At 57.0% G+C, this 25,496-nt stretch carries 20 protein-coding genes; 6 read left to right on the top strand and 14 right to left on the bottom strand.

Annotated elements, in window-relative coordinates; all coding sequences use genetic code 11:
- Positions 1–6 precede the first annotated feature (6 nt).
- From RISK_RS22100 to dnaN, 8 genes are all read right to left on the bottom strand, one after another.
- The gene (locus RISK_RS22100) at positions 7–1,413 is read right to left on the bottom strand and encodes a sulfatase family protein (protein ID WP_047816464.1); all 1,407 of its coding nucleotides are present in this window, start codon (positions 1,411–1,413) and stop codon (positions 7–9) included.
- On the bottom strand, positions 1,410–2,864 hold the full coding sequence (locus tag RISK_RS22095) for a sulfatase family protein (RefSeq protein ID WP_047816709.1): 1,455 nt from the start codon (positions 2,862–2,864) through the stop codon (positions 1,410–1,412). The genes RISK_RS22100 and RISK_RS22095 overlap by 4 nt, the downstream gene beginning before the upstream one ends.
- A 435-nt stretch (positions 2,865–3,299) precedes the next feature.
- Positions 3,300–3,638, bottom strand: coding sequence for a hypothetical protein (locus RISK_RS22090; RefSeq protein ID WP_047816463.1), 339 nt, complete (start codon positions 3,636–3,638; stop codon positions 3,300–3,302).
- Between the two features lie 488 nt (positions 3,639–4,126).
- Positions 4,127–4,906: an indole-3-glycerol phosphate synthase TrpC gene (gene trpC, locus RISK_RS22085; RefSeq protein ID WP_047816462.1), complete on the bottom strand. Its 780-nt coding sequence runs from the start codon at positions 4,904–4,906 to the stop codon at positions 4,127–4,129.
- A gap of 18 nt (positions 4,907–4,924) precedes the next feature.
- A complete protein-coding gene (gene purH, locus RISK_RS22080; RefSeq protein WP_173442714.1) occupies positions 4,925–6,496 on the bottom strand; it encodes a bifunctional phosphoribosylaminoimidazolecarboxamide formyltransferase/IMP cyclohydrolase in 1,572 nt (523 codons plus the stop codon).
- A 113-nt stretch (positions 6,497–6,609) separates the two neighbouring features.
- Complete coding sequence (hisF, locus tag RISK_RS22075) at positions 6,610–7,398, bottom strand: imidazole glycerol phosphate synthase subunit HisF (RefSeq protein ID WP_047816461.1); 789 nt, start codon at positions 7,396–7,398, stop codon at positions 6,610–6,612.
- Positions 7,399–7,616: 218 nt separating this feature from the next.
- Positions 7,617–8,033 (bottom strand): DUF721 domain-containing protein, encoded by a 417-nt coding sequence (locus RISK_RS22070; protein WP_236696574.1) that lies wholly within the window; start codon positions 8,031–8,033, stop codon positions 7,617–7,619.
- Between the two features lie 5 nt (positions 8,034–8,038).
- Complete coding sequence (gene dnaN / locus RISK_RS22065; RefSeq protein ID WP_047816459.1) at positions 8,039–9,157, bottom strand: DNA polymerase III subunit beta; 1,119 nt, start codon at positions 9,155–9,157, stop codon at positions 8,039–8,041.
- A 504-nt stretch (positions 9,158–9,661) separates the two neighbouring features.
- Between dnaN and cutA the strand changes: the two genes are divergently transcribed.
- Positions 9,662–10,042 carry a divalent-cation tolerance protein CutA gene (gene cutA, locus RISK_RS22060; protein ID WP_047816458.1) on the top strand — a complete coding sequence of 127 codons (381 nt, stop codon included), beginning with the start codon at positions 9,662–9,664 and terminating at the stop codon, positions 10,040–10,042.
- A 398-nt stretch (positions 10,043–10,440) separates the two neighbouring features.
- Here cutA and RISK_RS22055 read toward each other — a convergent pair whose 3' ends face one another.
- The 4 genes from RISK_RS22055 to RISK_RS22040 all read right to left on the bottom strand — a co-directional run bounded on the left by RISK_RS22055 (position 10,441) and on the right by RISK_RS22040 (position 15,180).
- Complete coding sequence (locus RISK_RS22055; protein WP_047816457.1) at positions 10,441–12,132, bottom strand: Kelch repeat-containing protein; 1,692 nt, start codon at positions 12,130–12,132, stop codon at positions 10,441–10,443.
- A 117-nt stretch (positions 12,133–12,249) separates the two neighbouring features.
- Positions 12,250–12,696, bottom strand: coding sequence for a transthyretin-like family protein (locus RISK_RS22050; protein ID WP_047816456.1), 447 nt, complete (start codon positions 12,694–12,696; stop codon positions 12,250–12,252).
- Positions 12,693–13,652 (bottom strand): DUF1559 family PulG-like putative transporter, encoded by a 960-nt coding sequence (locus RISK_RS22045; RefSeq protein ID WP_236696573.1) that lies wholly within the window; start codon positions 13,650–13,652, stop codon positions 12,693–12,695. The genes RISK_RS22050 and RISK_RS22045 overlap by 4 nt, the downstream gene beginning before the upstream one ends.
- A gap of 631 nt (positions 13,653–14,283) precedes the next feature.
- Complete coding sequence (locus tag RISK_RS22040; RefSeq protein ID WP_047816455.1) at positions 14,284–15,180, bottom strand: fumarylacetoacetate hydrolase family protein; 897 nt, start codon at positions 15,178–15,180, stop codon at positions 14,284–14,286.
- 260 nt (positions 15,181–15,440) lie between these two features.
- Between RISK_RS22040 and RISK_RS22035 the strand changes: the two genes are divergently transcribed.
- Positions 15,441–16,259 (top strand): sugar phosphate isomerase/epimerase family protein, encoded by an 819-nt coding sequence (locus RISK_RS22035; protein WP_047816454.1) that lies wholly within the window; start codon positions 15,441–15,443, stop codon positions 16,257–16,259.
- Between the two features lie 154 nt (positions 16,260–16,413).
- Here RISK_RS22035 and hemQ read toward each other — a convergent pair whose 3' ends face one another.
- Entirely contained in the window at positions 16,414–17,307 is an 894-nt protein-coding gene (hemQ, locus tag RISK_RS22030) for a hydrogen peroxide-dependent heme synthase (protein ID WP_236696571.1), read from the bottom strand.
- A 119-nt stretch (positions 17,308–17,426) separates the two neighbouring features.
- Positions 17,427–18,158 carry a hypothetical protein gene (locus RISK_RS22025; protein ID WP_236696570.1) on the bottom strand — a complete coding sequence of 244 codons (732 nt, stop codon included), beginning with the start codon at positions 18,156–18,158 and terminating at the stop codon, positions 17,427–17,429.
- A 326-nt stretch (positions 18,159–18,484) separates the two neighbouring features.
- Between RISK_RS22025 and RISK_RS22020 the strand changes: the two genes are divergently transcribed.
- From RISK_RS22020 to RISK_RS22005, 4 genes are all read left to right on the top strand, one after another.
- Positions 18,485–20,527, top strand: coding sequence for an ABC transporter ATP-binding protein (locus tag RISK_RS22020; protein WP_047816453.1), 2,043 nt, complete (start codon positions 18,485–18,487; stop codon positions 20,525–20,527).
- A 218-nt stretch (positions 20,528–20,745) separates the two neighbouring features.
- Positions 20,746–22,812, top strand: a complete 2,067-nt coding sequence (locus tag RISK_RS22015; RefSeq protein ID WP_236696569.1) for a S46 family peptidase — start codon at positions 20,746–20,748, stop codon at positions 22,810–22,812.
- Between the two features lie 384 nt (positions 22,813–23,196).
- Entirely contained in the window at positions 23,197–23,784 is a 588-nt protein-coding gene (locus tag RISK_RS22010) for a sigma-70 family RNA polymerase sigma factor (RefSeq protein ID WP_047816703.1), read from the top strand.
- Positions 23,781–25,496 carry a FecR domain-containing protein gene (locus RISK_RS22005; RefSeq protein WP_053061274.1) on the top strand — a complete coding sequence of 572 codons (1,716 nt, stop codon included), beginning with the start codon at positions 23,781–23,783 and terminating at the stop codon, positions 25,494–25,496. Before RISK_RS22010 ends, RISK_RS22005 begins: the two co-directional genes overlap by 4 nt.

The raw sequence follows: 25,496 nt of genomic DNA, 5'->3' as shown, positions 1-25,496 counted from the left end.
CGAGGTTCAACTGGACTTTGCTCGCTTTTTCGTACGTTTGGGTTGGCCGCGTTTCATGTGGTTGAGGGCGTCCAGTTCGGTTGCTTGGCCTTGGTCACCGCAATGCTGCATCCATCGATCGAGTTCCTGCCGCATTGACCGCATGATGTCTTGCTGTGCTGGGTCGTTGGCCAGGTTGTTCATTTCCAGAGGATCCACTGTCAGATCGTAGAATTCGATTTCGGGACGTTGCGTGTATCGCTGGACCAGTTCGATTGCTTGGCTGTTTCCTGCATCAGCCTCACGTACCCAACTGACAAATTCTTTGGAATTCGTGCAGGCATTTTGAAACGTCACTTCGGGAGTGAAGTTCCAAATGTACTTGTAGCGATCCGATCGAACGCTTCGAATGCCGTAGTGATCTGAACCATTGTTGATGCCGCGAGTCGTCATCTCGCCAAACACCAGCTCTTTGTGAGTTGGTTTGCCAGCCAATACCGGCAGCAAACTCTTGCCGTCCAATTTGGCAGCGGCGTCCGAACTGAGATCACCACCGGCCACCTCGATCCAGGTCGGAAGAAAGTCGATGTACTCGATCATGGCATCGTTGGTCGAGCCGGCGTCGACATGCCCTGGCCAACGAACGATGCAACCTGATTGCAGACCGCTGTCATAACAAGTCCATTTCGCGAAGGGCATGGAGTTGCCTTGTTCGCTGACCACGATCAACAGGGTGTTGTCTGCCACTTTGTATTGGTCGAGCAAGTCGATTGCCTCTCCCACCTGAGAATCAAAGTAGGTGATCTCGGCCAAGTAGCGTGACATTCCCTCGCGAGTTTCGGGCGTGTCCAGGATGTACGGCGGCAGCTCGAGGGTTGCCGGGTCGTACCGTGAGGCGTCGCCTTTGTTCCAAGGCGTGTGTGGTTCGTTGGAACACAGAAACAAGCAGAACGGTTGCTCGGTTTCTGAGCAGCCTTTGACGAATTCTTCCACCGCCTCAAAGTTGGGATTGGAGTTGCCCGGCAAGTGTTCCCAGTCAAACACCGAGGGCGGAGCAATGTGTTTTTTTCCGCTCTGTGCGACCTGGTAACCCAATGGTTTCAGGAACTGAACCACGCTTGCCGTCCCATCCGGAACAAACGTGTGGTTCGGATAAGCACCGGATTTCACGGGATACTGACCGCAGTAAATGCTGTGCCGGGTGGGCGAGCACATCGCGACGGATTGGAAACAACGCGTCAACCGCATGCCTTCCTCTGCCAAGGCATCGATCCGGGGCGTGTGGGCTTGGCCGCCGTAGCAACCGATGTCACGAAAGGTGCAATCGTCTGCAATCACAAAAACCAAATTGGGTTGTTCATTCGCGATGGACGTTTTTTGGGTGCAGATCAGGGCGATGACGAAGGCGGCTGCCGCGAGTAGAAATCGATTCATGAGTCCGCCTTCTTTCGCCACACAGGACGGGCATTGGCTGTGATTTCTTCGTTCAGTTCTTCCATTCGAGCGTGCATTCGCTGCAAGCGTTCTGGCTGTTGTTCAGCCAGGTTGTTTTTCTCGCCGATGTCTTCGGAAAGATGAAAGAGCAAGATTTCTGGTTCCGGAGCAGGCCCCTTCGCGTTCTTTCCTCGGCGAGCAACCTTTCGCAGATACTTCCAGTCACCGATGCGAATGCCCTCGAGAACTCCGTGCGACGAATAAAAAACGAATTCGTCCCGAGGGGATTCTTCCGACGTGAAGGTGGGTGTCAAATCCATCCCATCGATCTTTCGATCGTTCTCAAGTGGCACGCCGGTCACCGAAGCGATGGTGGGCAGCAGGTCCATGTTGGTGGCGAAGGCGTTGCTGGACGTTCCCGCGGGAATCCGTCCTGGTGACCACATGATGCAGGGCACTCGTTGGCCGCCTTCAAATGTGGTTCCCTTGCCGGCTCGCAGGGGACCGGCACTCCCGCCGTGGTTCTTGAATTGCAACCAAGGGCCATTGTCGCTGGTGTAAACGATCAAAGTCTTTTCTGACAAACCAAGGTCTCGAACCGTTTGAACCAGACGTCCCACTTCCGTGTCGATGTGCTCGATCACACACTTGTAAGCGTTCTGTGGATCGGGATCGTAGACATCCTCCGGCACATACAAAGGAATGTGCGGCATCGAGTGAGGCAGGTACAAAAAGAACGGCTTGTCTTGGTTTGCTTCCACAAACTCAATGGCCCGATCCGTGTACCGACGGGTGATGGTCCGTTGATCGGCGGGCAGTTCAATGATTTCTTCGCCTTCTACCAACGGTGTGTTGAACAACGTGACCGCCGAGGATTGGTCCCTCCAACGATCATCCGACGACATTTTGCCGAGTCGCTTGTTGTCGGGGTGATTCATGTCATTGGAATACGGAATCCCATAGTAAGAATCAAACCCGTTGGATGTCGGCAGGGTTTCCTTGTGGTGACCAAGGTGCCATTTGCCGACGCAAGCGGTGGCGTAACCCGCCGACTTCAGGTGGTCAGCGATGGTGACTTCCTCGGGATGCAGCCCGTAATTGCTTTGCGGGAACAGGACATGTTGATGCAATCCAACCCGCTTGGGATAGCAACCCGTCAGCAACGCTGCTCGCGAAGGCGAACACACCGAGCAAGCGGAATAGAAACTTGTGTAGCGACGTCCTTCCTGTGCCAAGCGATCGATGTGAGGCGTCTTGATGTTGGGCGAACCAAAGCATCCCAAATCGTTGTAACCCTGGTCATCTGTGAAGATCACGATGACGTTGGGTTGCTCGGACGTGTTGGTCGACTCGGCCGCAAAGCTCGAGCCACTGAGCAGTGTGAGAAACGCCAGAAGACCGAGGATGACAGCTCGGAAGCGAGGGATTGGGAAAGCACATCTGGAGGACATGACTCGCCTTGCGAAGGAGGGAGGGGCAAAGGTTCCAGCCAGAGCGAAAGAACCGGTGGGTTGCTCCCCATCATAACCACTGCTGCCCGACGACGAACCATCGGCGTTTTGAAGGTCGTAGGCCAGGTTGGAATTGGCAGGGTCCCCTGCCGGTCCACAATGAACTCGCGATCGGTTGCGGAACGCCTCGCTTTGTTCCAAAGCATCGGCTGGGACGCCAGGTCAGGACCTGGCCTACAGATGCGCGACCTCCAAGGCCCCGCCGGATTCACGGTGTTGCCCGTTGGGGCTTGGTAGACCATTTCGAACTTGCATCCGGGCCTTCACAGGCCCAGCGAAGGCTGTGTCGCCACTCCCGATGCTAAACGCTGAACCCCCAAAGAAAAGTCGCCGAATTTCATCGCCCCCAAAGGACTTGCATGAGCCTGATCCGCCTTACGGTCGCCACACAAATTTGCCGTCAACATCAACATGGCCATGCTCGCACTTTCGATCGCTGGCCAAACCATGAACAAACGGATTCCAGTAGATCCCCGGAACAGATTTCCCGATCTCGCCCGAGCGACTGAGGATCCTATTCCGAAATCCCATGATGTCGCTTTTGCCAATCAATTCCGCTTGTTGCAAAATCAAATGATCTTCGACAAAGAGTGCCGAGATACTCGGGCCGCGGAGATTAGGCTCGAACAACCAAGTTCCATCTGGCTTCAGGAACCCATAAAGTTGCGTGCCGTCATCCGTCACAGGCCCCCACAGATCTCTGAACCAGAGCATCGCCTGTCGAATCGATGGCCGAAAAATGATTTCGACCGGTCGGTATGGGATAGAAGGTCTCTGCTCCCTGCGGAACCAAAGGCAGTTCCAACACGAGCCGAGTGCTTTTTGGATTTGTCGACTGACCACCACAGGACGGCAACGCTAGCGCCAATGAGATGCACGAAACAATCAACAGGAGAACCCGGATGAACCGTGGCGGCTTAAGCAGGTCGGCAGGAGTGATCAAGCACAACCATGTGAGCCGTTTGGGCGTTAGCCCCGGTTGTGCGTGAAAACCGTGGCTAACGCCAGCGGCTCACATACCCGATGACACCTGCTTAGCTTCAAGTCGAGGCTCATCCGTTGATTTCATCGGGCTGGATCTATTTGAGAGTGGAGCAGATCTGCCGGAGCTGCGCCGAAGCGGCTTGATCCGGCCTACGTGAGAAATCCCTCTTCGATCAAATCGGTTTCCAAAGAGAGGGTGATGAAACGGCACGACCTCCTCAGCGGGCAAGCAACGCTTTGGTGGCGATCGTGATGTCGGGCTGGCGCATCAGCGATTCGCCGACCAAGATGGCTTTGATGCCACCTGCTTTCAGCATCGCAACATCATCCGCGGTTCGGATGCCGCTCTCGCCGACCACCAAGCGATCCGATGGAATGTCCGCGGCCAAACGGACGCAGTGCTGCAGATCGGTTTCGAACGTTCGCAGGTCTCGGTTGTTGATTCCAACCAACCGGGTCTTGGTCGCCAGAACCGGAGCCAGGTTCTCTGGTTCGTAGAGTTCAATCAGCGTTTGCAAACCCAACTCAGCGGCTTGCTCATCCATCTCGATCAGTTGCTGCGGCGAGAGACATTCGGCGATCAACAACACCGCATCGGCACCGGCGACGCGGGCTTGCAGCAGTTGATAGGGATCGACGATGAAATCCTTGCGAAGGATTGGCAAATCAACCGCCGAGCGAACGGCCCGAAGAAAGTCCAGCGACCCCTGAAAGAACGGTTCGTCGGTGAGCACGCTGATGCAAGCGGCTCCTCCGTCTTCGTATGACTTGGCGATCGTCGGTGGGTCAAAGTCTTCTCGGATCAGTCCGGCTGATGGACTGGCTCGTTTGACTTCGGCGATCAAGCGAACTTGCTCGGTCGCCGCAAGCGAGCCATGAAAGTCTCGGCATGCGGGAAGATCCTTCGCCGCCGCGACGAGTTCCGCAGACGGCACGGAAGCTTGATCACGCGCGATGACTTGGCGGGTTTTTACCAGGATGTCGTCGAGAATCGTCATCGCAATGCTCTCGGTCGATCAGTGTTTGAAGTGACGACGACCGGTGAAGACCATCGCGATTTCGTGTTCGTCGCAAGCCGCAATCACTTCGTCATCACGACGTGAACCGCCGGGTTGAATGATTGCCAGCACGCCGGCTTTGGCGGCCGCTTCGATCGAATCGGGGAAGGGGAAGAACGCGTCGGACGCCAAAATCGATCCCTCGGACCGCTCACCGGCTTTTTTGATCGAGATTTCGACACTGTCGACGCGGCTCATTTGGCCGGCTCCCACACCGATCAGCGATGTGTCTTTGGCCAACACAATTGCGTTGCTCTTCACGTGACGAACCATTTCCCAACCAAACGAGATGTCGTCCCACAAGTCATCGTCGACAGGCGTTTCGGTGACGGTGTTCCACTGCAAAGGCGAGCTGACCATCCGGTCGGCGTCTTGCACCAGCATGCCGCCGCTGATGAATCGGCGTGCGACTTTACGAGCGGGTTCGTCCAAACGGCCGACTTGCATCAACCGAACGTTGTCTTTCCAACGTGGTTTGGTCGTCAGCAATCCAACGGCGCCGGCCTCGTAATCCGGCGCCACGATGGCTTCGATGAACAAACCGGGCTGGCAGAGGAATTCGGCGGTGGCTTCGTCGAGCGTTCGGTTCATCCCAATGACGGAACCAAAGGCGGACAACGGGTCACCGGCCATCGCTTTGTCGACCGCGTCGGACAAAGTGTCGCCGGTCGCAGCACCACAGGGGTTGTTGTGTTTGATGACCGAGACGGCGGGGTCAGCAAAACCGCGAGCGATGTCGAGTGCGGCATCCAGATCCAGCAGGTTGTTGTACGACAACTCCTTGCCACTGATCTGGCGAGCCGAGACCAAGTTCGCGGATCGTTCTGATGAATCGGAATACAACGCGGCGCGTTGGTGTGGGTTCTCGCCGTATCGCAATTGAGTTTTGCGTCGCAGCGACACGTGCATGGTGGCTGGAAATTCGCCACCGACGGCATCACCTTGCATGTAATCGGCAATGGCTCGATCGTAGCCAGCAGTGTGATCAAAGGCTTCGGCGGCGAGCTGGGTGCGAAGCTCATCGGTCGTTCCGCCCGAGTTTTCCAGCTGGTCGAGGATCTCGCTGTACTGCTCGGGGCTGGTCGCGATCGCGACATCGCCGTGGTTCTTTGCGGCAGCACGGACCAGGCTGGGGCCGCCAATGTCGATCTGTTCGATGCACTCTTCGCGGGTCGCTCCAGTTCGGCTGACCGTGGCGGCGAAGGGATACAGGTTCACGACGACCAAATCGAATGGCTCGATGTCATGGTCGGCGATGGTGTCCATGTGCTCGTCGAGATCTCGGCGAGCCAGGATGCCCGCGAAAATCCGTGGGTGCAGCGTTTTGACACGGCCGTTGAGCATTTCCGGAAATCCGGTGTACTCGGCCACGTCTTCGACCTCGATACCGGATTGCTCCAAATGGGCCCGAGTCCCACCAGTGCTGTAAATCGTGACTCCAGCGGCGGACAATCCGGCGGCAAAATCTGCCAGCCCCATCTTGTCGCTGACACTGATCAATGCGTTTCGGACGGGGACCACATCAGACACGGTAAACGACTCGGTTCAAGAAAACGGTTGGAAGCTCGAAAGCTGCTTCCGCCAACGGAAACCGCCATGTTCCTTCCCACCGCCAAGACGGTCAAGGCACCGTTGACGATCCGTCATGTGGCAAAAGGTTCCGCGGGCATCCGAACGGGGATCCCAGCCTCAGCCATGTGCTGCTTGGTTTGCCCGATTGGGTGGGTCCCGAAGTGGAAAATGCTGGCCGCCAAAACCGCGTCGGCTTTGCCATCCCGAATGGCTTCGACGAGGTGATCTGGGTGTCCAGCACCGCCACTGGCGACGACAGGAATCCGAACCGCTTCACTGACCGCCCGGGTGATCGGAATGTCGTAGCCATCGCAGGTCCCGTCTGCATCCATGCTGGTCAGCACGATCTCGCCGGCTCCCAGCTCCTCGACTCGTTTGGCCCACTCGACCGCTTGCAGTCCGGTCGGTTTGCGGCCGCCATTGATGTGCACCTCCCAAAACTCCTCGCCGTCTCTCTGGACTCGTTTGGGATCGATGTTGACCACGATGCATTGTCGCCCGAAACGATCGGCGGCTTGCCGGATAAAATCGGGGTTGGTCACAGCCGCCGAATTGATCGAGACTTTGTCGCAACCGGCCGACAGCAACGCTCGCACGTCATCGACCGTTCGCACACCGCCGCCAACCGTCAGTGGCATGAAGACCTGTTCCGCCGTGCGACGAACGACATCCAACAGGATCGCTCGTTCTTCGTGGCTGGCCGTGATGTCCAAGAACACCAGTTCATCGGCGCCTTCGGCTTCGTACCGCCGAGCCACTTCGACGGGATCGCCCGCGTCTCGCAGGTTCACGAAGTTGGTGCCTTTGACGACGCGTCCGCCATGGACATCGAGGCAGGGAATGACGCGAGCGGAAAGCATGGGGAATCCAGTGGAAATGGCGGACGAGCGAGTGGCTTGTCAAAGCCTCATTTGAGGGTAGCGAAACTCGTCAAGAGTTTTGACTTGCATGACGAAATCTCGAAAGTCTTGACGACTTCCGCTACGGTGATGCTCCTCAACTTTGGTGCTGACGAGGTGCTTACTAACGTACCCAATCGGATTTCAAAAACGCAAGGATGCCAGTCCGACCGATCGAACTACTCCGCCTGGACCTTGAAACGCAGGTCCTGAATCTTGGCTTGCGGGTGTTCCTTGGCCAACTTTTTCAGAATGCGGCGTTTTTGAAAGGTCAGCTCCTGCATCACGACGCTGTCGACCGCGTAGATCATCAGCACGCCGCGTTGCAATTTGCCAACTCGAAACGAAGAAGCGATCGAGGCATCAACGGCCGACTTGATCGTTCCCGTCAAAGCCGACTCGGCCCCCACGGAAGCGTAGCCTCGTCGGCTCATCAATTGTGAAACCAAGCTGCCGATTTTTCGCGGCCCGCTGGGTTTCTCTTCGACCAGTTTAGGAGGTCGTCGTTTCGACGAACTCGCACCGCGACCTGGTTCCTCGCGACGTCGTTCACCCCGACCGGATTCACCGCCGGATGACTGGGGCGGCTGTCCCATGGCGATCACCGATCACGAGCCATCGGCATGATGACGTAAGCGTATCCGTCGTCGGTCTGCATCAGGGCGGGGGACTTCGCCGATTCAATTTCCATCACCACGGTCGACTCGTTGTCCATCACCTTGCAGAAATCGGCCAGGTAGCGATGGTCCATCGTCAGCGTGATCGGCTCGCCGTCGTAAGCGATCGGCAGCTCGATTTGTGATTCTCCCAGGTCAGCGGTCTTGGCTTCCAACTTCAGCGTGCCGTCGGCGAAGGTGAAGTCGACCCCGCGGCTGTCCAGGTCCGTCACAATCGCGGCTTGGCGGAGGGCAGCGAACAACGGCCCGACGACCACATCGATCTGAATCGCGTTTTCTCGCTGGGGCAAAACCTGGCGCCAGTTCGGATAGCGACCTTCGACCAAGCGGCTGCTGATGACCGCTCGAGGGGTCCGAATCAGCAGGTCGTTTCCGCGCGAGGCGACCTCAACGAAATCGTCCTTGTCGCTGAGGGCTCGTTCGATCAAACCGATCGCTCGCGTCGGCACGATGGTGGTCATGCCGCTGGTCGCGTGCCCGCCGACCGATTCTCCGGTGCCTTCCATGCGAGCCAATCGCCGGCCATCGGTCCCCACCGCGATGACGGAATTTTCTTCCATCTCCAACAGCACGCCGCCGAGGGCGTAGCGGCTGCTTTCCGAGTCGGTCGCGAACACGGTCCGGCGGAGCATTTCACGAAACGTGCGGGTGCTGATTTGGTGGTACTTCGACTCGTCGAATTCGTGGACGCTGGGGAATTCATCGGGGTTGTTTCCGGGCAAGCGAAACTTGCTGCGGCTGCCCGAAATTTTGATTCCGGCTTCATCGGTTTCGATGGTGATCGTTTCGTCGTTGCTCTCTCTCAGAATCGGTCCGGTGCGGGCCACTGGCAGCAGAGCGGTGCCCTCGGTTTCGACTTCGATACCTTCGGTCACATCCAACCGAATTCCGACCTCCTGGTCGGTCGCCATCAGCGTGATCTTGTCGCCGGCGGCGGTGACTTTGACGTTCTGCAAAATCTCCTTCGGCGAACGGCTCGGAGCAATCGATGCAGCGAGGACGAAAGCGTTGGCGAGGATGTCTCGTTGGCAGGTGATCTTCATCGGAGCGATTGAAAAAAGAGACAGGGCAGGAACGCCGACAACTGCCGGCCGAGCCCCGCATGCTTCGCGGCAAACACGTTGCTCAGGGCGGTCCAAGTTGTAACGCGATCGCTTCGGATTGGCATCCCCTGAAAGCTTCGCTGGCGAGCCCGAGACGGACACGGACGGAAACCGGGTCTGAGCTGGGGCGGTTCTTCCTTGGATGTTTGCTATCAAATAGTACTAATTGATTTACCGTCGTCGTCGTAATGCGTGGACAGGGAATGTCTGAAAACGCTGTTTGAAACTCGATTGAGACGGCAAAACACGTTCAAAACGACCTTTTCACAGCTGTGGATAACCTGTCGTTTGAATGTCTCAAAACTGTCTGAAGTTGGACCGACTTCGAACACACCTAGACAGCGGCTTGCCGAAGGTGGTCAGAAGTCAGACATTTTTAGACAGACTTCAGACAGTGAAATGACAGGTTATCCACAGGCGTTTCGGGGGTGAAAACGAGGGTCCATGAGCACCAAAAAAGAATCTGAAAACGATCTAAAAAAGTTCGTTTCGAAGACGCCGGAAGACCCTCGTCTGACCGTTTTGTGGTCGACGGTCCAGTCCATGGAGCAGGCGGAGGCGATCGCCAAGGGGTTGCTGCAGGAGCGTTTGGCAGCCTGCGTGCAGATCGATTCCCCGATCATCAGCCACTACGTTTGGGAGGGTCGGTCGTGTTCAGAAAAAGAGTTCCGCGTGGTCATCAAAACCGCTCATCAACGAACCGCTCAGGTGATCGAATGGCTGGTCCAGAACCATCCCTACGATGAGCCTCAGATCATCGCGCTGCCAGTCGAGAACGCGTCGCTGGGATACGCTCGATGGGTCGCCGAATCGACGTCGGAGTAGTCGGCCTCTGGCTCCATCCACAGGCTGAAGGCGCCAGAGCAGGGGGGCATGTTCCGCTGGAACCGAGGGGCGATGGCGGGGCAAAAAAAGCCCTCCCGAGCACTGAGGTAGTGCAGTTTTTTGATGCCGCTTTTCGGCAGATTTACACACGGCGTACCTCTCCCGAAACGAAGTTTGGGGAGTGGTCGAGCGACGCCGTTCAGGCGTACGCGAGGGAGGGGGCCGAGCATGGGATGCGGCGAGGATAGCCTCCCCCGGAAAGCTCGCTTTCCGACCCCTCCCGCTGCACGGGCGGGGTTCTCAAGACGCTGCTGACACAGCACTCGAAAACTGCACGACCTCTCTTGGTGGAGGGCCGGGAGGTCGGCGGCGAGAGAACCGGACGGTGGTCGCTCAGGTCACTTCGAATCGTCGATCTGGATGGCGTCGACGGAGGTGAATTTGCCGACTTCCATGTTGGCTCCGCCCAGCATCACCAAGCGGTCATCGGCGACCGGAAGCATGCGGTGAAAGAACCGGGCCGGTTCGACCTTGGCGACCGTTTCCCAGGTCTCCCCCTCGGCAGCCAAGCGGTGGACAAAACCATCCAGGGTGGTGACGTACAACCGATCGCCGGCGGCGAAAGCAGAGGACCCAAAACCGGCCATTCCGGATCCGGGAAGGGCGGGGCCCAACGACCAAGTCTTGGCCGACGGGTCGTAGACATCGACTCGGGTGGTCGGGCCACCTTCGGACCGCATGCCACCGACCACGAACAGTTTGCCATCCTGAGCGGCGACGCTGATGGCTCGTCGTTGGAAGGGGGGCGTCGCGACGGATTGCCATCCCGCATCGGGGTGGGCCAGATCCAGCGACCAAGCGGTAGAGTGCCAGGTGCTGTCTTCGCTTTCGCCGTTCAGACTCCATCCGCCGAAGACGTAAACGGTGTCCCCGAGAACCGCCGCGTCCAGCGAAGATCGGCCTTCGGGCAGGGCGGGAAGGTCGCTCCAGGATTTTGTCTGGGGGTCAAAACTGGCCACGGCGGATTGCGATCGCAGGTCGTGTTCTTCGCCGGTGTCGTTGACCGCCGTGAAGCCACCGATGCGAATCAATCGGTCGCCATGAGCGACCAAGGCCAACCCTTGCAAACGAGGGCCGGTGGCAACCGTTTCCCACTTCGCGTTCTCGTCGGTGGTGTCCAAAGCCCAGAGGCGATTGGATTGTTCGGCGGTCGAATACGAGTGAGCGCTGCCGGTGTGCCCGCCGTAGGCGTAGAGGGTTCCGTTCAGGAACGCGGCCCCGAAACTGGTCAGTTCCTCGGGCAGATCGGCAAGCCCCGAAGGGTGGATCGATACGTTGCTGCCGGCGATCACCTGGGGTGATTCGGTTTGCTTTTTGGCCGCAGCCGCGTCCGACGAGATTCGAAACGACGCGGTCAAGTAGTCGGCTGTGCTGGAGTATTCCTCGCCGCCGAGTTCCCCTGGGGCGTTCTTGTCGGTGATGCCGGCCATGACCGAGTTGAGCCCCGGTTCAATGATCTCGGAAGAGAACGACACGCGGCCGTTGCTGTTGGTGGTTTCGGTTCCGGCTTCGTGGCCGTCTTCGCAGAACAGTTTGACTTCTGTTTCGGGCAAGGGTTGGCCATCACGCAGCAATTGAACTTGGATGTCGCCATTCTTTGCGGATGTGATCACCGTTTGCAAAGCGGCTCCCGGACGTGGTTCGCTGGGCCAAGCCTTCGCGTCATTCTGTGGCAGGTGCTCGACGTGATAGGTCAGCTTCATGCCGTGGTACAGACCGTAGGTGACCGATCCGGCGATCTCGTCCCCAGTGGGAATCGGTTGCGGGCTTTGGATGCCGACCAAGTCATCCGTTTCAACCGGTTTCATCTCGATCGTTTTGTCAGCAATCGATGCGTTGGTGCTGTGCAATTCGATCTGCTGGACCGCTTCGGGCATCGGGTAAGTGCGGTCGTCGGTCGATTCGCCGAACCACATGACCGCATGTCCCTTGGCATCGGAAGCAAGCCAAGGGAAGTGAGCCGAGGCGGAAGTGGTCCCGCTCAGGATCAGGGCCAGGGTGAGCAGTTGTCGTTTCTTTGAGATTTTCATGATGATTGACTGTTACAGAGGGATTGGGTTTGTCTGGGAAAGAGTCGCTCGCTGGGGCGACGCGACAGTTGACGCGAATGACGTGGCCGAAATTGGCACGCGTCATTGTTCACGTTCTCAACGCTTGGTCAGTTCAAACGTCAACGGTTGGACGTTGGCGGCGTCGATGGTTGCCCGAAGTTGACCGGTGCTCTGATAGCGGGCCGGAATCGATCGAGCGTTCAATGGATCTCGCTCACCGTTCTGGATGGCCGCCACTGCTTCGTTCATTTCAGGTTCCATGGGCGTGATCATCACGTGATGCTCCCCCGGTGAGGGACCATTGGTCGAATCGAAGGCAAAATGTCCTTCTGAAATCATGGTAACGCTGTCGTGAAGCCCCGGTTCACTTTTGATGGCGACAAACCGGATCATCGCACGGGGCAAGGGTTTGCCACCGAGAGTGACATGCCCCGAGACTTCGACACGTTCCGGCTCCGTCGAATCGGAACAACCCAGCGGCAACACCGAGATCAGAGCAACAGCGATCAGGCGCATGCAAGAGAGTTGGGACGAGCGAGTCATGGGGCATCCTCGACCACTTCGTGACCATTGCGAGTGGCCATGGCATTCAGCAGGTCGCGGTCGAGGAACTCCGTCGTGAACCGCACACTGCCGTCGCCAAACAGGAAGTAGACGCCGCCTTCGTGCATGCTTTGGAACCCGCCGTTGTTCGCCGCGTTGTGAACGTTGAGTTCCTTTTGGCTGGTCCCGAGCGAAACCTTGGGGTAGCCAAGCACCCAACGAGCGGTTCCCCACTTCACCGTTCCAGCGACGCTGGCGGGACTGGTCCACAAGTAGTCCGCCATGTCATAGGTCGTTTCGCCATAGGCGATGGTGTTGCTGCTGCCGTCGATCAAGTCTCGGAAGCCAGCCGCCGGGTTGTTGTATCCGTAGGCGGTCCAATTCAAACCAAACATCCCATCGGCTTTGGGCATGTAAGCGGCGGTGCCTTCGCACGCGAGGTAGCTGGAAGGACCACCGGTCTCGTTCAGATCAGTGTCGGGAACACTTCGAGGCAAAACCATCGATGGGCACAGGTAAGTCGCGATGGTTTGTGCTGCGACTTCTTGGTTGATGGGATCGGAGTACGAACGGCTGAAATCAAATTGTTGGTACGTGTTGGCCTCTTCCAAAAACGGCAGGGCAGCCGTCAAAGGGCCCAAGAAATTGCTCAGCCGTGAACCTTCAGGAAACTTCTGGAAGGTGCCGTGGTAGTTGTGAAGGGCCAACCCAATCTGTTTGAGATTGTTGCTGCAACTCATCCGACGAGCAGCGGCTCGAGCGGATTGCACGGCGGGCAACAACAACCCCACCAACACACCGATGATGGCGATCACCACCAACAGTTCGACCAGTGTGAAGGCTCGTCGGTTGCGACGAAGGAGCACGGTTCGGTTCGAGGTCGCCAGCGGTGTATTGGAAGCGGCGACGGAAGTCGAAACGAAAGCAGGGGCGCAGAAGCGCACAGAAATGGGCATGGTTATCTCCAGCCGAGAAGTCACGGAACGGGAAACGTCCCCGGACGGGGGACGGATCGAGCGTGGCTGGCTAGAGAGCGAGAAGCTCGTCGCTTGCTGCGTCGTCGATGCTGATATTGCGAATCAGTTGCAACAATCATGCTTATTCTGACGGTGGTTGCAACCGCATTGGGAGAGAAAAATGGTTCGAACCCGCCAGTAGAAGGGTTTTTGGCTGTTTTTGCAGTCCTTTTGGGTGGTTTTGGCCGGTGTGGACCGGCACGGTGCTGCATTCATGCACGACCCCTCTCGGGAAATGTCGATTTCATGAGTGACTCAGCCGAGTGTGCTGAGCCGCCGTAGGCCGAATGAAGGAGGCTTCGCGACGCACATCCGGCAGCGACATGCTTGGAAAGGTCCGCCGTTCTGTTGGATCAAGATTCCTTGTTCCCCGGCTCTGCCTGGGAACAGACTGTCTTGGAGGCTCCGCCTCCCGATTCTGTCTCAGCAGGCGGAGCCTGCAGTGCATTGCGTTCCCAGGCAGAGCCTGGGAACGAGAAAAGTGGTTCAACTCATAAGTCTCGTCTTAACCAGCATTTATCATCGACCTCCCCGGAGGGAGGGTGATGGAAATTCCCGCGTTCCTTCGACGTCAAGCTTCGGCTTGGCAGGTGTTTTCCAAGCGACCGATGCCATCGATTTCCACCACGCAGCGATCACCCGGTGCCAAGTAGCGAGGTGGTGTTCGAGCGTCACCGACTCCCGATGGGGTGCCCGTGAAAATCAGGTCGCCGGGTTTCAGGGTCATGAACTTCGACAAGTGAGCGATCAGCGCTGGAATGTCGAAGATCAGCTGATCCGTTTTGCTCTCTTGCAGGGTTTCGCCGTTGATATGCAAGCGAATCGGGAGATTCCCTGGATCTGGAATTTCATCGGCGGTGACCACGGCAGGACCCAGAGGTGCGAACGTGTCGAAAGATTTGCCCACCAACCATTGGCCGCCGGGACGCCCCTTTTGCCAATCTCGCGACGACACATCGTGGCCAACCGCATATCCGAAGACTGCCTTCATCGCCTCGCTGGCATCCACGTGGCGGGCGGTTTTGCCGATGACCACCACCAATTCGGCTTCGTAGTCGACTTTGTCGCTGATCTTAGGCAGCACAATGTCTTGGCCGTGCCCGACCAACGCAGAATTGAATTTGCTGAACACGACCGGCAGGGAGGGTTTTTCGGCTCCTGTTTCAATTGCGTGATCGAGGTAGTTCAAGCCAATGCACAGAATCTTTTCCGGGCAGGGCACCGGGGGCAACAGTTGTTCCGGGGCGTCGGTCCACTGAGATTCATCGGGGGTGGGCAGCTGATCGAAGTCCGCTTGGCCGAGCGAAAAGAGTGTGTTGCCTTGGAGCCATTTTTGTTCGACTTCCGCACCCAGTAAATCGCCAACGGGACAAACTTTGGGACGAGGAGCCAATTGGGTTTCGGTTTCTTTTCGAATCGCCAAACGAGTGGCACCGGAAGAATCAACGTAACGACAAAAAGCAACCATGAGGAAACCAATCGAAGTGGCAAGGAGGTGGGGAAATCAAACGCGTGAAGTCAAAATCAACGATTCATTGGTAAGTCGATTTGCTAGCAAATCCGTTCATTTGCAAGCAATACCATAGCGGTCCACTCAAATGAGAGGGGAAGCCTGCAGAGACCAAAACGAATCTTTACACTGCGACCACGCGTCGGCATACTCCGATGCCCACGCCCGCTTTGGAACCCAAGCCGGGCGAGTTCGATCCTCCTCTTTTCCCACCGTCTATGAACACCTTGGCGATCAACCAATTGTCGACTCTTCGATGGGAATTCGAGCAAGACGCTCAAGCGTATTCCGACCGAGGTTTCGAAGGCATTGGCTTGTTTCGACCCAAGCTCGATGACCTGGGAATCGATCGAGCGGTGGAGCTATTGGCCGAGACGAACTTGCAAGTCACCTCGCTGAGTTGGGTCGGTGGGTTCACCGGCAGCGACGGCCGCGGATTCGATGATGCAGTTCGCGACGCGATGGGCGCGGTCCGCGACGCAGCGGAACTGCGAGCCGAAACGTTGATTGTGTTGGCGGGTGGTCGAAACAACCACATTCGCAAACACGCCCGGCGAACGCTCTGTGACGCGTTGTCTCACCTGGCCATCATCGCCGAGGAATTCGGCGTGAAGCTTTCGCTGGAACCCATCCACGCCGGTTGCGGTGTGGAATGGTCGTTCGTCAACGACTTGGAATCGACCCTCGAGATTCTCGATATCGTCGACAGTTCCAATCTGGGAATCGTGTTGGACACCTATCACGTCGGGATGGACGACCGGGTGCTGGACATGTTGCCTCACGTCGTTCCGTTCATGCATTTGATGCAATTGGGCGACGGTCGCCACAGTCCACTCGGCGAGATGAATCGTTGCTTGCTAGGCGAAGGCTGCGTGCCGATTCAGTCACTGGTTCATCGAGTCTTGGAACTGGGATACTCCGGACCGATCGAAGTGGAGTTGATTGGCGAAGACGTCGAACCGCTCAGCTATGAATCCGTGCTCGATCACACACGCTCGTATCTGGACCAAAACATTGGTCCTGTGAAATCGACTTAGCATCGCGTGACAAACAACCGACGTGGTGGACGAGGCGACGAGTCCCAAGCGGCGGGACTCTTCGCCTCGTCCACTACAAAATTTGGCACTTATTTTCTCACGCGATGCTTAGCAACGCTCGACCAACACGACAGTCATGGATGCTCGTCCGGTTTTACAGCAAACGGCAGTGGTTCAGAATCGCGTCCGCATCCGCTTTGTAGCCGACGTAGAAAGGCCCGAACTCGGCGTACTTGGCGCTCGCTTGATCGAATCGCATCTTGTAGACGATGTCTTTGAGGTACTGAGGGTTGCGACCCCACAAGGTCACCATCCATTCCCAGTCATCCAGTCCCACGCCGACTGAAATCAGTTGGCTGACCTTGCCCGCGAAAGCCATTCCGCTTTGGGCGTGTTCGGCCATCATTTGGTTGCGAGCACTGAACGGTTCCATGAACCAGTTGGCACCCGGGACACGGCTCTTGTTCATCGGATAGAAACACGCCGATGGCCAATCCGGAATCTCAGGTTGCAAGCGATTGCGATTCATCATCGGCAAACGTCGCTCGTAAGCAGCCACTTTCGCGGCCAACTCAGGTGAGTCCGGTGCGTTGCCTTCTTTGATCAATCGCCGCCGATACTCTTCGATCGAAGGAACGTATTCGCTCACTTCGCTGACCGAGACGAACGACCACGCGGGTTCAATCAACCGACCAATTCCCGGTGCCATGATCGATTGATGAATGCCATCGACCTTGGCTGGATCGGGATCCATCACCATGACGCCGAAGTCACAATCGTGACCGCTGATCCAGTACGTCGCCAAACGTTCTGGGACCGCATCGCCGGTGGGGTTCAGCGCCGCCAGGAACTGCTCGCGATGATTGGGTGCGATCGCACCGTCAAACATTTCGCGGCGGAAACGATAGAAGTAGTGACCGCAGTGCCAACCTTCTTCTGGAATCACGCTGGGCTCGGGCAGGGGAGCATGTCCGGGTCGGCCAACTCCTGGAGGAGGACCGCCAGCGGAGGAAGCGGGCGGGCGCGACGGCGAAGAATCAGATGTCATGGTGGTCGATCGAGTGGGTGTTTTTTGGGGGACGTCGGCACGATGCGAAGGGTCCTGGATCAGAACCGGTCCTCGTCGAGCCACCCATTGTAGATCTCGGTCGTTGATTTTGCAGCGCGTTATCGCAGCGACCACTGCAAAGATCGATCGTTGTAGCCGTGTTGTCGGGACCAGTGCCGTTTGCCTTCTGCACCGAAATAGCCGTACGAATAAGGTGTTTTCCAGCGTGGCTGAACCGTCGCAGCGGGAATTGCCGGGCGAGCCTGCGGGTTTTTGACCCAGTGTTCGCCCAGCCCCAAGCGGCCGGGGCCTTTGGCTCCCGGGTCATTTTCAACGCCGGGGGGATGGGTCAATGGAGCGACGGCCGCGGCCGCTTTTTGATGGGCATGCTGCCAATGGGGGTGCAGCTGTCCCGAGTTTTGCTGGTGAGAGACTCCCCCGGCAGGTTGACCGAGAGCCGCGTTCGGGTGGTGGTTCCCAGCCGAACTGGGATGCCGAACATTTCGCTGACCGGGGGCCTGAATGATCACATGAGGAACCTGTGCCGGTGCTCCGATTTCGAGCGATCCCGACCAGTAGTCCTCCATGCCAGCGGAGGGGATCCCGGGTTCGTTGGAGGGGACTCCATTCACGTAAGTGCTGGATGAAACAATGGTTTCACCGCTTTGAAGTGGCAATTGAACCGGCGGAGGCAGCTGGGCCCACGCCGAAGACGCCGTCAGCACCACCAATCCAAGGAACAGCAGCACTGCCCGTCCGAACGGTCCGAGCACCACGTTTCGGCCAGGCGTCAATGGATTCGTGGCAGGAAGATTCCTGCTGAAAACTCGGCGAATCGGGGTGTTCAACATGGGATGGCGATCGAGGGAGGAACCGAGGGGCGAGAACAGGTCGTTCCGCGTGCGTTCAGAATGCGAGAGGTCAGCATCCCCCTTTGCGAAAACACGTGGATTCAAGGGATTCCGCTACCAAAGTCGAACTCTCGGTCACAAGATGCGAATCACCCTGGCGAGAAAAACAAGCGACTTGGTACAAGCGATTTTTGGTGGCCATGTGCTCATCGTTGCTGATGCTCTTCATTGGCAGTGCGGATGGTCGCCAGTGCCCTCCGTTGCCATGTGGCCTTGGTAGTCATGTGCACAGCCGAACCCATTTCCCGCTCGCTTGATTTACTTCCATGAAGAGTTTTCGCCGAGTTCTGCAGTTGTCGCTGCGACGTCGCATGTCCTTGTTGGGGATTTTGTTGTCGTCGTTGGTGATTGCAGCTTTGTGGGGCGCGAATATCGGCACGCTGTACCCGATGGTGGAAGTCGTTTTCAAAGGCGACGATTTACCCTCGTACGTTGAGGAACGGCTGGCCAGTTCGCGAGTCCAAGCGGAGCAGCAACGCGAGCAAATTGCGCAGTTGGAGACCGAGCTGGGCGAGCTGAAACAACAGGAAAAAAAAGCGACCGATGCCGCCGCGAAGGCTTCGTTGCAACAACAAATCAACACCACCACCTTCGAAATTTCCTCGGCCGAGTTGTCACAAACCGCGTCTGCAAAAACAGCGGATTGGTTGTTGTGGGTTCAGCCTTGGGTTGACCAAGCCGCTCCTCGAGGAGCGTTCCCGACCCTGGTTTTCATCGTCGCGATGTTGGTTGGCGGAACGGCAATCAAATTGGTTGCGTTGACGATCAACCTGATGCTCGTTCAGTACGTCGCTGAAGGCACGGTGATGGAACTGCGAGAAAAGTACTTCCGCAAATCCTTGCACCTGGACCTCGATCACTTTGGACAAAACGGCTCCGCCAACCTGACCAGTCGTTTGACCAACGACGTCGCTCACATTGCCGTGGGGGTCAGCACGTTGCTGGGACGGCTGATCCGTGAACCGCTGAAGATGGCGGTTTGTTTGTTTGGAGCCGCCACGGTTTGTTGGCGTTTGTTGTTGTTGGTGATGATTGTTTCGCCGTTGATGGCGTTTGTGATGCAACACCTCAGCCGCGCAATTCGCCGCGCCAGCCGCCGAGCGATGGAAGAGATGAGCAGCCTTTACGGGATGCTCAACGATGCCTTTGGTGGCATTCACGTCGTCAAATCATTCAACACACAAGCCTACGAACGAGCTCGCTTTCGTACCCGGGTGCAGGCCTATTTCCGCCGCTCGATGAAGGTGGCGTTGTACAACACACTCGCTCGCAGCAGCAGCGAATTGCTCGGTTTGACGATGGTCGGACTGGCGATTTTGGCTGGCGGGTACCTGGTCATCAACCAACAAACCCACTTGCTGGGCATTCGCATGAGCGTGCAACCGCTGGATGTCGGTCAGGTGCTGTTGTTCTTTGCGATGTTGATCGGTGCTTCGGATCCAGCCCGCAAATTGTCGGATGTTTGGACGTCGCTGCAGCGTGGCATTGCCGCGTCGAATCGCGTTTATGAGATCATCGACGAACCCATTCGTGTCACCGAGCCCGCCAGCCCGGTTCACTTGGATCGACCGCACAACACGATCCAGTTCAAAGGCGTCCACTTCCAATATCCCTCGGGACCGATGGTCTTGCGTGGCATCAACCTGACGATCCCACATGGCGAAACGATCGCCCTGATTGGACCCAACGGTTGCGGGAAGAGCACATTGATCAACTTGCTTTGTCGTTTTGACGATCCGCACGAAGGCGAAGTCTGTTTCGACGATGTTGCGATCAACCGCTTGGCGACACGCGATTTGCGTCGACGCATCGCACTGGTCAATCAACGAACCGTGTTGTTTGACGACACGATCGAGAACAACATTCGCTATGGCAGTCCCAGCGCGGACGCTCACGATGTGGTTCGCGCCGCCAAATTGGCCTTCGCCGATGACTTCATTCGCCGGAAAACACCCGATGGCTATCAAACCTTGCTCGGATCTGGCGGCGTGCGACTGTCCGGCGGCCAAATGCAACGAATCGCACTGGCTCGAGCCTTCCTGCGGGATCCGGACATTTTGATTCTGGACGAAGCGACCAGCCAAATTGATATCGAGAGCGAACAGCTCATTCACCGTGCCCTGGAAATGTTCCTGGAAAACCGCACGGGAATCATGATCACTCACCGGGCCAGCACGCTCGCGATGGCTGACCGTGTTGCGGTGTTGGACATGGGCCAAGTCGCCGATGTCGGAACGCATCATCAATTGCTTGCTAGCAATTCGTTCTATCGCAGCCTCTGCCACAGCGACCTGACCGACGCGGCGTGATGCTGCGTCAAAGCGACAAATGATGGTTTTGGTCGTAGCGGAAGTCGTCAAGACTTTCGCAATTCAGGGTGCAAATCGAAACTCTTGACGAGTTCCGCTACCCGGAAACTGAGTTCTGACGCAGCACTCGATCGGCATCGACCGGTTGCATGCGACCGTCGCAACGGCTGAACTAGAGACTCAGGATTCTGTCCCCTCGTGTTTTTGGTTTCTCCATCATGTTTGCACACGTGCGCCGTTGGTTCTTGTCGGGAAGTTGCATGGTTTTCGCATTGGCTGGAATGTCCAGCGATTCGCATGCTGATGAAGGCATGTATTTGTTCAACGATGTTCCTCGCGAATTGCTGCGAGATCAGCATCAGTTCGAGCCCTCCGAAGAATGGCTGAAACATTTGCAGCTGTCGTCGGTGCGATTCAACTCGGGAGGATCTGGATCGTTTGTGTCCTCCAATGGTTTGGTGCTGACCAACCATCATGTCGCCAGTGACACGCTGGCGAAGCTGAGTTCCAAAGAGCGAAACCTGATTGACGATGGGTTCCTTGCAAAGAGTTTCGCCGAGGAACTCAAGGCGCCTGACTTGGAACTCAATCAACTGATCTCGATCGAAGACGTGACCGAGCGAGTCAACGAGCAGATCACCGAGTCCGCGGATGCCGAAGAGGCCGCCAAACAACGGCGGGCTGTGATCGCGACAATCGAGAAAGAATCGCTCGATGAAACCGGTTTGCGAAGCGACGTGGTGACATTGTTTGGCGGAGCCAAGTATCACCTTTATCGCTACAAGAAATACACGGACGTGCGATTGGTGTGGGCTCCTGAAACCGCCGCGGCATTCTTCGGCGGCGATGCAGATAACTTCGAGTACCCGCGTTACAACCTCGACGCGACGCTGATGCGAGTCTACGAGGATGGGGAACCAGCCAAGCTGGAACACTTCCTGCAGTGGAACGAACAACCTGCCGAAGATGGCGACCTCGTTTTCGTCAGTGGACATCCCGGGCGCACACAGCGAATCTTCACCGTCGAGGCGCTGGAGTACCTGCGTGACGAACGCCTGCCGCACGTGTTGGATTTACTGCGTCGCAAAGAGGTCCTGCTTCAACAGTACCGATTGGAAAGCAAAGAAGCGGCCCGTCGCGGACGCGATGAATTGTTCGGGATCCAAAACGCTCGCAAGGCTTATTCTGGCATGTTGGCGGGACTGCAAGACCCACAAACGTTTGTATCGAAACGAGGCCGCCAGGATCGCCTGCTGACGGAACTGGCAAAGTCGCCTGAGAACGCCGGGCTGGCCGAAGCTTGGAATGAAATCGCGGAAGTGCAGACGGAGAAGGCTGAGTTGCTTGATCGTTCGGTGTCGCTTCGCAGTGAGCTTTTCCAACTCGCGCTTCAAATTCTGATTCTGTCAGAAGAAGACCGCAAACCCAACGAAGAACGACTGCCGGGTTACACCGATTCGGGGCGGGAATCTTTGATGGCTCAGATCCTTTCGCCCGCACCGATCTACGATGATTTGGAAATGGTGAAATTGGCCGATGAAATCGCTTTGTTACTGGAAAGCCGCGGCATGAACGATGCGGTTGTGCGAGAAGTCTTGGCGGGTCGTTCGCCCAAACAGATCGCCAGCGAACTGGTGACCGGGACGAAGATCAAAGACGTGGAGACGCGAAAAGCCTTGATTGACGGTGGGTTGGATGCGGTCCTGGCTTCGGAGGATCCGATGATTCGTTTGGCCCGGGTGATCGCACCCGAGTATCGCCGAATCAATGAGATCAGTGAGCAACTCGGCGAACGCGAAAAGCAAGCTTATGCGGAGATCACCCAAGCGACGACCGCGATTGAGGGAACGGGTGGTTATCCCGATGCGACGTTCACGTTGCGTTTGGCGTTCGGGGTTGTGTCTGGGTACGAAGAACGGGGTGAGACAGTCCATCCCACGACGAACTTTGCAGGTGCATTCACGCATGCGAAGGAGCACGAGGGGCAAGAAGATTTTGACCTTCCCGAATCCTGGATGTCTTCCAAGGAGAACATTGATTTGGATACCCAGCTCAACTTTGTTTGCACCGCCGACATCATCGGTGGCAACAGTGGCTCACCCGTGGTGGATCGCAACGGGGCGCTGGTGGGACTGATTTTTGATGGCAACATCCAAAGTCTGACCAGTGACTATCTTTACACCGATGTACAAAGTCGCGCGGTGAGTGTGTCGGGCGTGGCCATTCCGGAAGCCCTGCGTTCGATCTACCAAGCCAATGACTTGGCCGATCAACTCGGCAACTGAGGCAACTTGGTAAGCAAGTAGGGCCGTCGTGCAGTTTTGAAGTGCCGTGCCAGTAACACGTTAAGAACCCCGCCCGACGAAGTTGGGAGGGGTCGGAAAGCGAGCGTTGAGCGAGATTACCGGGGGAGGGCCATCCTCGCCGCCTCCCATGCCCGGCCCTCACCCTCGCGTACGCCTGAACGGCGTCGCTCGACCTAGTATATCGCTCTCCCCAAACTGTGTTTCAGGAGAGGTTGTTGTTGCATCGAGACCGCCAAAACGCTGCCGAGTGAATTCTGTGGTGTGGGAGCACAGAAAACTCAGCGAGAGCTGGCATTTTTATGAAAACATGTTGATTGCAGGTAACCTGGTCCAATCTGCTGCCATGTTCTTCATGAGATGACCATGAACTCTTTCCCCGACGATCGGCGAGTGACAGATGCTTTGCGACGTGTTTTACGTGGCGAGACAGCTGAATTCGAGGTCGTTCTGCGCCGGTATGAGCGGTCCTTGCGGGCTTGGCTCGCGGCGCACGTGCCGATGGGAATCGACGTGGATGAAATCGCCCAACGCAGCTTTGTGGCGGCGTTTTCTCGCTTGGAAGAGTTCGAATTGGGGACTGATTTTGGGGCCTGGTTGTTCACCATTGCCCGCTACCAGCTGATGACAGAGAAGACGCGATTGCGACGAATCGCGGATTATCACGCTCGCTATGGACCGGAGTTGTTGCAGCGAGAACTGGATCGCCGTTGCCAACAGTCCCCCGAGATTTGGTCGACAAAAATCGAACATTTAGAGCGGTGCGTGGAAACGTTGGGTGAACACCTTGGTCGCTTTTTAAAGTGGCGCTACGACGAAGAAATCCCGCTTCAGGAAATGGCCGATCGCAGCGGACGGTCCGTGCCCGCGGTGAAGAAACAACTCTGGAAGATCCGGGGAAAGTTGCAAGAGTGCATGGATGCAAGGCTCGCGAGCGAAGGAGGTTCGTCGTGAACGACCAGGAACGTTTTGCTGACAGGTGGACCGACTACCTCGAAGGTGAGTTGGACGAACGTGGACTGGAAGAGCTGCACGAATTGCTCGCCAGTGACGAACGGTTTGTGCAGCGTGCCGCCGATTTGTTGCAAACACATCGATTGCTTGGCTTGGTGGTGGCGGACTCGCTGCCGCAACGGGATGCGTTTGTCCGTGAGACGCTCGCGCAGTTGCCGGATAGTCAGGATGAGTTTGTCGCTCAGGTGATGTCGCAGGTGGGTGCTCATCCAAGCAACGTGGAACCGGCCGACAAGACATCGCCAAGGAGCCGTCCGGTTGCCTCTCACTTTGCTGTGGTGGTGGCGGCGTTGATCCTTGTTGTTGGCTCGTTGTTTGTCTTCCGGCCGCAGGGGCAGACTCCCGTGACAGGGAATGGGATGTATCCGCCTGTCACCACGGTGGGCGTGCGTCACGCTCGGTTGGCCAGCAGTTCGCATGCGAAGTTCTTTGGTGAGCTTTCTCCCCCAGTCAATGCGGTGCTCCCGACGTATCGAGAATACGTTCTGATGAGCGGTCTCATTGAAATTGTGTTTCCGACCGGTGCCTCGGCCATTTTGGAAGGACCAGCGGTCTTTCATATTTCATCCGACGAGAGCTTGGATCTGAGTGTTGGTCGCTGTTCGGTCCATGTGCCCCAAGGAGCAGAAGGTTTTCACGTCAACACGCCAGTCACCCGGGTGGTGGATCGAGGGACTCGATTTTCGGTGAACGTCGGCGAAATGAGTGAGACGGAAGTGCAAGTGATCGAAGGCGCAGCCGATATCTACGAGGTTGAGGGAGGTGTCGAGTCTTCCGATTCAGGTTCACACGATGCCAGCGAATTGCTGGAACGATTGGCGGGCGGAGAAGCAAAGAAATACGTGTCCGCAGGTCTGGTTGCGACGGAGCGCGTGCCATTTCAGACGACTTCCTACCGTAGCCAATTGCCCGACCGTGTCGTTTCTTATGAGACAACCCTTGCGGTGGACGGAGGAGCCGAACACCTGACCAGCGTGACCGTCCAACGGGGTGGCAAAGTGAATCGGTTGCCGGTGGACTCACTGATTCCTGCTCGACTGACTTGGTTCCAAGCGACCGAGCCACGGCCGTTTTTGTGTGGTGATGCAACGTACCCAGCGTCCCGATTGGAAGCATTGCTGGACGAAAGTCTCGTCACGGGAGTGATCAATCCCGATGGGAGTGTGGATCCACTGACAACCGATCCCGTTCTCGAAGGTGACTCCGGGACGCCCGGGATGGCGATTCGTTTCGACCAACCGGTCGTGAATGGTCCCGGAGCCGATGTGTTGGTTTTCGATCTGCAGACGTTCGGCAATCCGCTTGATGGCGACGCATTTCACGTCAGCCCGCTGAAGTTTCGCGAAGGGCTCAAGTCCTACACGATTCGAAAGTATGACCTGACGATGGAATCGCCCGAAGCAAAAGTGTTGACAGATTTCCATGTCCACTTTTTTGCGGAACCTGCGAAGTCACTTGCGGAACTCGATTCGCTTAAGATGACACCGCAACAACAAAGCAATAAGTTTCGTGGTCTGGCCGTTGGGATTGATCTCTCTGACTTGGGATACGCAAGCGGTGAGACAATCGAAGGACTCTTTATTCAGGACGCGCTCGACGACAATCACTTTGTCGATCCTGTCTTCATCGCTGGCCTGCCAGAGGAAGAATGA

It is taken from the genome of Rhodopirellula islandica (assembly GCF_001027925.1).
GTDB lineage: Bacteria > Planctomycetota > Planctomycetia > Pirellulales > Pirellulaceae > Rhodopirellula > Rhodopirellula islandica.
Note: the sequence above shows the minus strand (reverse complement) of the source record. Positions and strands in the feature narration are given on the sequence as shown.